Origin of the sequence: Paenibacillus sp. FSL R7-0189 (assembly GCF_037969925.1) — a bacterium.
GTDB classification, from domain to species: Bacteria; Bacillota; Bacilli; order Paenibacillales; family Paenibacillaceae; genus Paenibacillus_AQ; species Paenibacillus_AQ odorifer.
Window position 1 is genome coordinate 1,066,581 of sequence record NZ_CP150223.1, and the last position, 12,410, is coordinate 1,078,990.

7 protein-coding genes are annotated in these 12,410 nt (G+C 41.3%); 1 reads left to right on the plus strand and 6 read right to left on the minus strand.

Annotated features, from left to right (window positions below):
• Positions 1–1,710: 1,710 nt before the first annotated feature.
• A complete protein-coding gene (locus MKY63_RS04535) occupies positions 1,711–2,028 on the minus strand; it encodes a pyrimidine/purine nucleoside phosphorylase (RefSeq protein WP_036681729.1) in 318 nt (105 codons plus the stop codon).
• A gap of 33 nt (positions 2,029–2,061) precedes the next feature.
• Positions 2,062–4,104 (minus strand): transketolase, encoded by a 2,043-nt coding sequence (gene tkt, locus MKY63_RS04540; protein ID WP_339811694.1) that lies wholly within the window; start codon positions 4,102–4,104, stop codon positions 2,062–2,064.
• 303 nt (positions 4,105–4,407) lie between these two features.
• Between tkt and MKY63_RS04545 the strand changes: the two genes are divergently transcribed.
• Positions 4,408–5,040, plus strand: a complete 633-nt coding sequence (locus MKY63_RS04545; protein ID WP_036681725.1) for a hypothetical protein — start codon at positions 4,408–4,410, stop codon at positions 5,038–5,040.
• An 87-nt stretch (positions 5,041–5,127) separates the two neighbouring features.
• On the opposite strand, the gene MKY63_RS04550 is transcribed toward MKY63_RS04545, so the two are convergent.
• Genes MKY63_RS04550 through MKY63_RS04565 form a run of 4 tightly spaced genes read right to left on the minus strand, consistent with a single transcriptional unit; the run spans position 5,128 to position 12,390 of the window.
• The gene (locus MKY63_RS04550) at positions 5,128–8,922 is read right to left on the minus strand and encodes a hypothetical protein (RefSeq protein ID WP_339811698.1); all 3,795 of its coding nucleotides are present in this window, start codon (positions 8,920–8,922) and stop codon (positions 5,128–5,130) included.
• A gap of 12 nt (positions 8,923–8,934) precedes the next feature.
• Positions 8,935–11,193, minus strand: coding sequence for a PKD domain-containing protein (locus MKY63_RS04555; RefSeq protein ID WP_076099039.1), 2,259 nt, complete (start codon positions 11,191–11,193; stop codon positions 8,935–8,937).
• A 6-nt stretch (positions 11,194–11,199) separates the two neighbouring features.
• On the minus strand, positions 11,200–11,856 hold the full coding sequence (locus tag MKY63_RS04560; protein ID WP_339811702.1) for a hypothetical protein: 657 nt from the start codon (positions 11,854–11,856) through the stop codon (positions 11,200–11,202).
• A gap of 36 nt (positions 11,857–11,892) precedes the next feature.
• Positions 11,893–12,390, minus strand: coding sequence for a hypothetical protein (locus MKY63_RS04565; protein WP_339811704.1), 498 nt, complete (start codon positions 12,388–12,390; stop codon positions 11,893–11,895).
• Positions 12,391–12,410: the final 20 nt, after the last annotated feature.

Here is a 12,410-nt window from a genome sequence, read left to right on the forward strand (position 1 = left end):
ATCCCATTGTCAAACCAATTATACGAACGTTTGTTTGTGTATTTATAATACCAAATTAACAGTTGTAGTGCAAGAAAATATTGGTTGCTGTGGAGTTATTCAGAACGTTGTGGTGGTGTTGGTGGGATAGTTACTAAGAAGGTCGCGAAGTACTGGTTTGTCGCAAAAGTTACTGTATTAGTGATGAAACGGTGGATTGGTGCTGGTGGAGTTACTGATGAGTTACTGATGAGTTACTGATGAGTTGCTAAATAGTCACAAAAAAGTTACTGAGGGAGTGCCGAAATGTTGGGTAGATACTGGAGAAGTTACTCGATGAGTTGTTAGATAATTTCAGAAGAGTTACTGAAGGAGCGCTGAATTGTTGGATAGATACTGGAGAAGTTGTTGGATAGTCACTGGATTAGCTGCTGGTTAGTTGCTGTTTAGTTACTGGAGGAGTCACTGGGTGAGCTGCTGGTTTGTTGCAAATTGGTTACCAAGATGATTGCTTGATGACTACGGTATATCCCGTATTTTCTGGAACCTCTCCCTCGCAGCAACCTCAAGCTCCTTTAACTAAGTAACCTCTGCGGTACACAGCTATCTCTATCGGACAGCTGACCTTATTTGCAGCATAATCCCACATTTGGCATGCTATCGGACTCTATATTCGCTATTGGCATAAAAAGCGTCAATAATGAGCCTATTTCTATGGAATAGTTGCACTGGTGTCCGAAAACTTGCTCAAAAGGCTATAAATTTGCTAAGAGCGTCATCTGTGTCCTTAGCGGCAGGATTGGTGTTGACCCGGTACTACATTGGTGTTGATCTAGTGTTAACGTCATCTGGGTCCGTACGCAGTGGGGTGGTGCGGATCCGGTGCTAAGTTGGTGATGACACAGCGCCATCGGACTCAGCTGACCTTATTTGCAGCATAATCCCACATTTGGCATGCTATCGGACTCCAAAGTCGCTATTGGCATAAAAAGCGCCAATTATGAGCCTGTTTCTATGAAATAGCTGCACTGGAGTCCGAAAACTTGCTCAAAAGGCTATAAATTTGCTAATAGCGTTATCTGGGTCCTTAAGCGGTACGATTGGTGGTGACCCGGTACTACATTGGTGTTGATCTAGTGTTAACGCCATCTGGGTCCGTACGCAGTGGGTTGGCGCTAACCAGGTGCCCAAGTTGGTGATGACACAGCGCCATCGGACTCAGCTGACCTTATTTGCAGCATAATCTCACATTTGGTATGCTATCGGACTCCATAGTCGCTATTGGCATAAAAAGCGCCAATTATGAGCCTGTTTCTATGGAATAGCTGCACTGGTGTCCGAAAACTTGCTCAAAAGGCTATAAATTTGCTAATAGCGTCATCTGGGTCCTTAAGCGGTAGGATTGGTGTTGACCCGGTACTAAGTTGGTGTTGCTCCAGCGCTAACGTCATCTGGGACCGTACGCGGTGGGGATGGTTATGACTCAGTGCTAATTTGGTGATGATCCGATTCAGCCCTAACGTCATTTGAGTCCTTAAGCCTCAAAATAGAATGATGAATACATAATTGAACATCAAGCAATATCACCAACCAACAACACAAAAAGCAGCGATCCTCCAATAACAGGAGAACCGCTGCCTTGCTGACTTTTAAGATTTTTAAATTGAATTCGGGTCGTCTCACTCATAGAAAAAAGCTACTTATAGGACAGCCCTTAGAAAAGTCTGTTTTCTATAGAACCGGGTAAGAACAGCAATAATCAGTTACTTCAAATACTTCCAACGCAAATTTAGAGTTGCCAGGAACATTGAACGTTGATGCTCCCTTAATCTCCTGCCATACCTCAGTGCCGGGAAGCAGCACTTTAAGATCGCCGGACAGAATCTCCATAATTTCAGGACCATCTGTACCAAATTCATACACACCCGGCAGCATGATGCCCAATGTTACTTTAGATCCATCTTGCAAAATTACCGTACGGCTGGTTACTTGTCCGCCATAATATACATTGGCTGCTTTTTCGATCGTTGCGTTGTTAAACTGACTCATTACTTGTTCTCCCCCTAATGATTATTCAGTTAATTACAGAAGTGCTTTCACACGGCTAACTACGTTCTCTACAGTAAAGCCGTATTCTTTCATAACTCTATCGCCAGGTGCGGAAGCTCCGAAAGTAGTGATGCCTAGGATATCGCCTTGGTCACCAGTGTAACGTTCCCATCCGAAGGTTTGTGCCATTTCGATAGCAAGACGGGCTTTGACTCCTGGAAGAATTACGGAATCACGATATTCTTTGTCTTGTTTTTCGAACAGATTCCAGCTTGGCAAGCTGATTACACGAACATCGATGCCTTCTTCTGCCAAAGCAGCTTGCGCTTTAACTGCCAACTGTACTTCAGAACCAGTTGCGATAAGTTGTGCTTGTGGAGTGCCATTTTTGGAATCAGAGACAACATAACCACCACGTTTGATGTTTTCACGAACGCCATCTACGGTTCCAGCAAGAATTGGCAAGTTTTGACGAGTCAGAACCAAAGCAACCGGATTCTCTTTGTTTTCCATAGCATAAGCCCATGCTGCAGAAGTTTCGTTAGCATCAGCCGGACGAATAACAGTCAGACCTGGGATGATACGCAGGGAAGCCAATTGTTCGATTGGTTCATGCGTAGGACCATCTTCACCAACTGCAATACTGTCATGCGTCAGTACATAGGTTACTGGCAATTTCATGATCGATGCCAAACGAATTGCTGGACGCAGGTAGTCTGTGAATACGAAGAATGTTCCTCCGAATACTTTAAGACCAGTGTGCAGAGCAATACCGTTCATTGCAGCAGCCATACCAAACTCACGTACGCCGAAATAAATGTTGCGGCCATCATAAGATTCTGGTGTGAAGGATGTCAAACCATTCAAATGCGTCATAGTGGAGCTTTCCAAGTCAGCGGAACCACCCACTAGCTGAGGAACGCCAGCAGTCAGACCGTTAAGCGCACTACCGGAAGCGACACGAGTCGATACTGCTTTATCTTCAGTAGTGTAAGTTGGAAGGTTAGCATCCCAGCCTTCTGGAAGATCGCCATTGATTACTGTTTCGAATTGTGCAGCCAGCTCTGGATATGCTTTTTTGTAAGCTGCAAATTTATCGTCCCAAGCTTTGTTAGCTGCGATTCCGTTTTTCTTCACTTCTGCAAAATGTGCACGAACTTCGTCAGGCACATAGAAATCTTCTTCGTATACCCATTTGTAGAAATCTTTGGTCAGCTTAGCTTCTTCTGCTCCAAGTGGAGAACCGTGAGTACCGCCATGGCCGCCTTTACCTTGTTTGTTAGGGCTACCATAACCAATAACTGTTTTCACTTCGATCAAAGTCGGTTTGCTAGTCTCAGCTTGCGCCTCAGCAATAGCTTTTTCAATAGCCGGAAGGTCATTTCCGTCTTCTACACGCAGAACTTGCCAACCATAAGCATCAAAACGTTGAGCTACATTTTCGGAGAAAGAAAGATTCAATTTACCATCAAGGGAAATATCATTTGAATCATACAATACAACCAATTTTCCGAGTTTCAAATGACCAGCAAGAGAAGCGGACTCAGAAGAGATCCCTTCCATAAGGTCACCATCACCACAAATAGCATAAGTATAGTGGTCAACTACATTATGTCCTTCTTTGTTGTAGGTTGCGCCCAATTGAGCTTCGGCCATAGCCATACCAACGGCCATACCAATACCTTGTCCAAGCGGACCTGTAGTTGCATCAACACCAGCTGTGTGACCAACTTCCGGGTGACCAGGAGTCAAGCTACCCCATTGACGGAATTGTTTCAATTCTTCCATAGGAAGATCATAGCCGCTAAGGTGCAGCAAGCTGTACAGAAGCATGGAACCATGTCCAGCGGACAATACAAAACGATCGCGGTTTACCCATGTTGGATGATCAGGGTTATGATTCATTGTTTTTGCAAACAGTTGGTAGCCCATTGGTGCAGAACCCATTGGCATACCTGGATGGCCGGAATTCGCTTTTTCGATAGCATCAATAGCCAACGTACGAATTGTTGTGATAGACAGGTTATCTACTGTTGAGTTTTCTTCCTTCTGGATCGCTTGTTCTTGTTCACTCATTTAATAGTTCCTCCTCTGAAATCTCAAGAATGTCATTTTGACTCTTATTGTATCACTAGTGTGGAAGCAATTCCAATTGTTTTTAAAAACTCTTTGTTTGACAGCTTATGTTTTGCAATATCTACGCATTTATATACGCAAAAGTAACTATGTCATGAGACGGGTTTTTACTTAGCCTATGGTCTAGTTTTCTATTGCGACTAAAGTTTGTTTTACAATGCTCGAATATAAAGTAAGATGGAGTTACTCAAGTAAAATTTTCATTCATTATCCAATATCTCCAAGTGGAAAGGAATTCTGAACATGACTTCGAAAAAGGATGTTTATATTGTGCTTACCGGTACAGGTACAGCCTTCAGTGGTTTCATTAAGTGGTTTACAAAAGCTGATCTGAACCATGCTTCGATCGCCTTTGATAGTGAACTACGTGAGGTGTACAGCTTCGGAAGAAAAAAAATGCACAATCCATTCGTCGCGGGTCTGATTCAAGAAAATTTCATTCACCCTTTTTATAGCAGCGCAAATTGCTCTATTTATCAGTTACGTGTTAGTGCCACGGAATACGATGCCATGTACAATCATGTCCAAGGGATGATGAAAAATCAGGAACGTTATAAATACCATCTTTTAGGCCTGATCGGCGTACTTCTAAATGTTAAAATAGATCGAGAGAACGCTTATTTCTGCTCTCATTTTGTTGCTTCCTTATTTGAAAATACCGCAGTTCAGCCTGTGAATAAGCCTTCCTGCTTTGTTACCCCGGAGGATTTCGCTCTTTCACTCTGTTCCCATAAAATATTCAGCGGCAAGTTATCCTATTATGTGCGTAGAGCTCAAAGAGCCTCTGCGCGTTCGACGAATATACCTTTACATACACCTTCCGTTGCGACAAGAATGATGAGAATGAATGAAGAACGGACTGAAGGAGTTATATAAGTTGTTGCTCGTAAAAAAGGGCTATGCGGATCGTATTTCCGCGTAGCCCTTTTTAGATGGAAAAAGGATAAAGTCGTAGATGTATCATTACTTCACACGATGGTTCCGAAAATATTCGGACCAATCGCCAGCGATCACAACAGTAACTGTATCTATTTTGGTATTGTACTCATTCTTAGCTGTGAAGGTAAATTTCACTGGACCATCGGGAAGTTTCACAAATGCTGGATCATATAATTCGCCTGTCCACAAGGTTTTGTCACTGTTCGTTGGATTTAGTTGCGTAAAATAACCTCCCGTCATCGTTACCTCAACAGTATCAGGTAGACCGGTTGCTATCCCTTGCAATATAAATCGCTCACCTGCCCAAAACACATTGTAGCCTCTTGGACTCTCCTCATTACCGCTCTTGTTCAAATTGTAGCCTTTACGGTTGTTATTCCATTCCTCTGTGTGCTGGACCCTACCTTTAATATTCAGCAGATTAACCATGAAATATTTACGCGCTGAGATATTACTCCAGTTATAACCATCAAAAGCTTCCACTTCCACGGCATATTTTTCGTTCTCAACCAATATTCCCGCGGGCACTTGCCACTGTTTGGCACTTGAATTTTGTTCGCCAGATTGAACCTTAACCATCCCTGTCGCCATGTTGATAATTTGTACCTTATACCGCTGTTGTTCATCTCCATCCTCATCTTGATAATCCCACTTGATGATTGGTGTAAGCGTACTTGCGATCATAGGCTTACTTGAGTCAGTACTTGTTGGGTACGTTATCGTTACGGTCGGTTTACGGTTGGCTACGGTGATAATCAGAGATAGCTCTCGATACAGTCCTAGAGAATCCGTAACGGTTTGTTTCAAGGTAAAGACGCCATTTGAGGTGAATTTCTTCGTAAATTCAGCTTGAGTACTAGCCAATCCGTACGTCCCGTTGGATGATTTCAAATCATACTTATAGCTGATCGTATCTCCTTTTGGAATGTCTGGATCCGTCGCTTTGCTCTTGATATTAAGAAGATCCGTCCGATAAATCGGCTCTTTGGCAGCATCTCTACCTGTATCCGTGATTAGTGTGAATCCAGGCTGCGGCGGATTGTCGATGATAAACGTTTTTTCGTTAGATATTTCTGACCAGGATAACTTGGAATAAGCCCGCCCATATACAGTGAAGTATTCAAATCGATTGAATGTATGGTTAGGGAGTTGATATTGCCGCAGCTGACCTGTGGTGTCAAGGTTCTCAACTGTCTTAACTAAGAGTCCGTCTTTTGAAAAAAATTCTAAACGGTACTTCTCCTGCCGATCACTCTCTGGGTCTGTATAATTCCATTTAATTAATGGATCTCCTTGTATTTCGGCATCTATTACGGATGGATTGGTTACGGTTCCCGACGGGGTTATCAATGTCATCGAGGGCGCTAGATTCTTAGTAACATTCACCTTCAACGTAGCTATATTAGACTTATCACCGATCTGATCGATAACCCAGTGTTCCAATGTATAGATACCGGACTCAGGAAAATTAACATCAATATTAGGAGTTCGAAACCATTGCGTAATGCCATCACTATCTGTTACTTTCCAGAAGTATTGCAGACTAGCGAGATCTGAGGGATCTCCATCCTCATCAAAAGATGTATATTGTCGGGTATCATATTGGAATACTGCCGATGGACCATTAATAGCAGCTGTTGGAACATGATTTTTAACAGTAAATACACGTGTTGCATTGGAACTTAAAGCTCCAATACTTGAGGGATTAGGTACGTCTGTTGCTTTAAGGCGCATTTCCCATCCTTCTGATATAGCCTGTTGCGGTGAAATTCCGTTTCCAGCAATAAGATCTCGTATCGTCAAAGATTGGTTGCGGTTGCTGCCAGCATAATAATAAGGACTATTGTTGAGTTTGGCGTACCATAAATAAGCAAGCGAATCTCCATCTTCATCAGGATCTGGTGTTAGATTATCCATTGTAATTACAGTATCTCGATATACTTCAGCTGGCATGTTAAATGCTGCTGCGGGTGGGTGATTAATCACCTGGACATTTTGGCGATACCAATCTGACCATAAACCTCGGTTGTCATGCACTTGTAAACTAATTTGATAATTACCGATTCCAAAAGCTGCGATATTAGGTGGCGTTGTAGCTCCACCCCAATGCTCCCAAACTTTGTTCCAACCATCTTTGATAACCGTCCAGTAATACATATCTAATGGATCATTATCCGGATCAAACGATTTGTCTGTTATGGTAGTAGCTTTGCGATAGGAAACAATATTAGGATCAACAGTAAATAACGCTACGGGAGGTAGATTACCTGCAGCCCCCACCGTCCTTACACACCAGTCGCTCCAGACTCCTAACCCATTTTCACCATCGACATCACGTACTCTAAGACGTATGTCATATTGTCCAGAACTCGGTAATTGAGCTGGCGGTTGACCATCTGTCCATATTTCAGAATCAGTTTTTTTATACTGCCATTGCCAAGCTATAAGTCCCTTATTAACAGCCGTGATGTGGTCCAAATCGTAGGAACTATCTGTTAGCAGAAGAGATCCCCACGCCAGTTTGGCAGCAAACAATGCAATGGGCTTCCGATGAACATGATAGGTCATTGAAGATAAATTATCTCGGCTCCATAAACGATAGACATCGAATCTGTCATCGTTTTTAGGATTATCTCGTGCTTGAAAGGTTGCGTTATAGAGTCCGCTATATGGAAAGGAGGTATACCTTTCTGAACGCCATAACCCACTATCCGAAACGATACCCATTGAATTATCGAAGAAATACGGGTTATGATCGTATCTATAGCGTTCTTGATATTTAGAATCTCCTTCATAGTCCTTGTATGTGGTTGATACGTCTATAGGAGTGTTAATCAATATAAAGGATTTATTCCTAAGCCTATAAGATACATTAACAACCAACGATTTCTCATCCTTATAATTATAGGGATCCACAACCTTGATAATGATATTGTGTCGTCCGGGAGGAATTCCGTCTGCCAAAACATCTATTGGGATGGAAAACCATTTATTATTTAGTGCCTGTTGGACATTGACTTGTTTATAGAACACATTAGGGATTTCAGCACTAACGACTAGATCATTATTGTCCACATCTCGAACATATCCCTCGATGTTCATTCCACTGAATCCTGGCTCATTTAATAGCTGCTGCTCGCTTGGTGTAGTCACTGTAAGAGTAGGTGCCGAATTTATTACTAGAGGTATGTTCTCCCAATCATAATATACGTTGTTATGCCAACCATTCATCCATTCGTTAGGTTGGTGTTGCGCATCACTTGCTCTTAGCGCGACTCTAAGGGCTTTTGGAATGCCATACTTCGCTGGATAAGCATAACTTTCATAAAAAGCGGTTGTATTTCTGTCAAGGTTAAACTGAAGACTATCCGAACTTTTCACAGGTGGCATTTCTTCAATTCTCCATGAGGCATCAGTAGCATAATCAGTATTACCACTTCCATCTGTCCTGTACATATAACTGTAAATATTAAGAAATCTAGTACGCTGCGTATCATAGTACCAATTAATATCCCCTGATGTTAAAACTACAGGCGCATCAGGTACATAATCGTAGCGCAGTATTCTTGTTGTTAGATTAAAAGTAATATTGGTTAGGGTCATAGCAGGCATATTCAAATTCAAAGATCCTATATTCCCCATAGCAGGCTCCCAAGGAGTTGTTTTATTAAATCCTTCAAGACGAATATCCATAAAATTGACGATATTTGGGTCACCTGCCGCCTCTACCTTAACACTCCCCGAATAAAATTCAGGGAATGAAAGAAGTAGTAATACAAGGGCCATAAACGTTGAAATTGTTTTTTTAAATTTCCGCATCTCTAATCCTCTCTACCATGACCAATCGACATCAGGTGCTTGATTTTTAACCGTAAAGATTCGTTCGATTACATTTTGTGTAGCTTCCGAATCTATGGATTGCCGATCAGCCTGCGTCACAAACTCAGCAATAGTAGGCTGACCAAACTCTTCAAATACAGTTAGTCTTACTTCGTATTTCCCGACTTCCTTTACCTTGAGATTCAAACGATCTAAATTCTCATTGCTAAAAATAGCCCATGGCTCACCTGTAAAACTACCGTTGTTATCTGAATCGTAACGGTATTCCCAAAGCCTACGAGCCACAATATCTTGATCTGGAGAGTAAGACATATCATCTATTGATAGGGTCGCTTGATTACCATCTGAAGGATTGCGATACGCTGTTCCAGCCATCGTAAAGTACGCAAAAGGTTTCTGGTCTGGTGCTATATCAAAAGTTGTTTCGTTTCTCGCAGTTAGCCCTAATGTATTCTCCACATAAATGGTTGCTTCATATTTCCCTGGCTTCTTGAATAGCACATCTTTGCTATATACCCCGTTCAGCGATCCGCTATATTTAATATCAGAATTCGTTCCACCTGATACGGCTGTGATGGTGATTTTAGTCTTAGCATCTACTAATGGATAGTGAGTCGGGCTACTAACGTAACTTTGTATGATAACCTTTCGATTTTGCTTTAATGTACCATCTACCCTGATAGATGCATCTGGTTTTGGCTCGATGATATTAATCTCAGTGCTAGTACTTCCAGTCATTTTGTCATCGTCCATTACAGTCAAAGCAAGTGTTTGTTCCCCCAAATGGTCTTTATCATACCAAAGCGTTCCCCTTGGCAAAGTGCTCAATTCTCCCTTAGCATTAGGGGTATCCCAAAAGTAATCCGTAATATAACCATCGGGGTCATACGACCCTGCTGCACTGGCTACAAACTCTTGTCCTGCTTTTACAGTTTTCGGTGCATTTATAAGAGCTACTGGAGGTTTTAACTCTCTCGGTAGTTCTGGCGGTGATGTAGGACCTGGAAACCCTCCTCCCGGAGGATCTGAGGTTGTATACACTCCTGCTTTGACTGTAAAAGATTCTTTTAACGAGTCGAACTTACTTCTTTTGGTCACGACTTCATTCTTAAATCTCACTACTATACTTAGTTCGTACTCTTGACTGTAGTTACTTTTACCTGCCACTTTCTCCTTTGGAATTTCAAATTTGAAAGTTTCGTTTGCCGTTAGGGTTTTGGTATACACCTTTTTTGTCTGGAGTGAACTGTCATTCCCTTTTTCTTTGGCATAAAAAATCCATTCTGAAATGTTCGAAGTATCTTTATAGGATAGCAATTCGCCCTTCAAAGCGATTTTAACTGGCACGTTCTTATTATCAAACTTAATTGGGTTTGGATTAGGTTGTTCTATAATTGCGGAACCTGTGAGTGTAGCTTCATCTGGGAGACCGTATTCAAAGCTGACTGTTCCCCCGTAGCTGTAGGTGGTTACTTTGGCGTCTGCGGTGTAATAATATTCTGCGAATGCTAGATATCTTCGTCCTTCTGCCTTTCCAGTTAAACCATCATTATTTTCAGGATCCCATGGGACGCCCTTAGGAATCGAATAGTTTATAATTACTCTTCCATTTTTAAATTTTGGATCTTGGGCATATGAGGGTTTACCCGTGTATTTAGGTTCTATAGTAGATTGAATAATGTCTTGAGATTCAATAATCTCAGTTTTAGATCCGTTATACCATTTTAGATATTCTTTTTCTTGATAGGGACCTGCAGTTACTGAGGTTACAGGTGGATTCTTGGAGGGATATCCATCCTCTGCATGCTTATCATATGTCGACATACTATCTTTTTTTTCACTGTACTCATTAATTTGCCATCTTCTACCGTCTGAGTATAACCAAATTGAATTGTAGATTATAGTCTTATACAGTGCTTCATACGAAGCTCTATACCCCTGCACACCTTTAATATATTTTTGATTAGAGACTCCCTTTAACGTAACTTTAATCTTCCCGTTCTCCAAAGATAGGCTTGTTTTTTCGTTAGATCCACTGTATTTTAAAGTACCTGTCTTGACTGATGAACTAGACACTCCACTAGGAAATTCTAAATAAAAATCTTTAGCTGCATTGTTTGACCCTTGCAAACCTGTGGTAATAGGAACAGCAATCGAGGTCAATTTCGTCTCAGCTGCTTGTACTGAAGTAAGTGTCATAAGCTGAAAGAGCAATAAAAAACATAGACATGAGATGATTATTTTTTTCATTTTTACTTACTCCGGTGATTTGACTACAAATTTTTCATCAAATCCACCGTCATGGTATAACCGAATAACAAAATAATTAATGTCTTTATCATATAAATAAGCTTGGTAAGTAGATAATTGCTCTCCTGGCTTAAGGTTATAATAATAATAAGCTTCTTTATTATTTAATTTTTTCACGTTTGCTTTTGGCCAAATTTCATCTATTTGCCCAAATCTCTGCAGAGTTAAAGTCCATTTTTCTTTACGATCATCCAATGTTCTTTTTACTATTTTGTTACTGTTATTTATAATTGTGATCTTAGTCCAAATGAGGTACTTAGGATTACTAACCATAGCACTGAATGAATCATAATCATATTTCTTCACTAGATTTTGTGCATCTTTTGACTTGAAATCATAAATCATAAACTTCTCCAGCGTATAACTAAGCCCACCCGCCGTAACCGTAATCGGTAACTCCAAATCCTTTTTCAAACCATATTTACTTAAGTTATCCCTCATAATAGGTACTGGTGTAGCAGTAGATTTTACTGTAGTTGTAGTTGTTGGTGTAGCTGCGGCTATTGGTGTAACCGCTGCTGCGTTAGTAATCACGTTCTGCCCCAATACCATGCTAAATAACATTGTCGTAGTCAAAGCTGCCCTTACAATGGTCTTCTTCATCACTGAATCTCTCCCTTTTCTTTAATTGGATTTTTATTACTTATTGAACTTATACTCCTGAACTGCTGGTACCCTGATGGGCTGTTGTGTTTTGGATCTGGAGATCAGAACCGGGTGCTCCGTCTCAATGACGGCAATAACCGAAGGACCTGCGATGTATTTGGTTATGCCATATTCGCTATCCTCGTATAAAAGTGGAAAAGTCACTCCATCGGAATCGTCAATAATATCGAATTTCACAATTTTCACTTGTGTCTTAAAACGACTGCCCCCTTGGGGGGAAAGACCGCTATCAAGGCCTAGATTGTTCTGCAGGGTTTGCTGAAAAGTATCGTACGCTTCTGTAGGATCTATAATCAGATGACCACGAGTCAATTCGGTCTCATCTAATTCCTGTGCGGCATCGTGAACAGCGATATTATTTGCGTCTTTTAACATGCTGCGCAGCTGGTCCCACTCCTGATTCTGGATCTGAAAGAACCAGGAGTAGATAAAGATCAGTAGGACAAATGCCAGCTTAATAATGTAATCCATAAATTACGCTCATCCCTTAG

Bases quoted from the DNA above. Each gene is read 5' to 3' on its own strand.
- MKY63_RS04535 (WP_036681729.1), bottom strand. From the start codon at position 2,028: ATGAGTCAGTTTAACAACGCAACGATCGAAAAAGCAGCCAATGTATAT.
- tkt (WP_339811694.1), bottom strand. From the start codon at position 4,104: ATGAGTGAACAAGAACAAGCGATCCAGAAGGAAGAAAACTCAACAGTA.
- MKY63_RS04545 (WP_036681725.1), top strand. From the start codon at position 4,408: ATGACTTCGAAAAAGGATGTTTATATTGTGCTTACCGGTACAGGTACA.
- MKY63_RS04550 (WP_339811698.1), bottom strand. From the start codon at position 8,922: ATGCGGAAATTTAAAAAAACAATTTCAACGTTTATGGCCCTTGTATTA.
- MKY63_RS04555 (WP_076099039.1), bottom strand. From the start codon at position 11,193: ATGAAAAAAATAATCATCTCATGTCTATGTTTTTTATTGCTCTTTCAG.
- MKY63_RS04560 (WP_339811702.1), bottom strand. From the start codon at position 11,856: ATGAAGAAGACCATTGTAAGGGCAGCTTTGACTACGACAATGTTATTT.
- MKY63_RS04565 (WP_339811704.1), bottom strand. From the start codon at position 12,390: ATGGATTACATTATTAAGCTGGCATTTGTCCTACTGATCTTTATCTAC.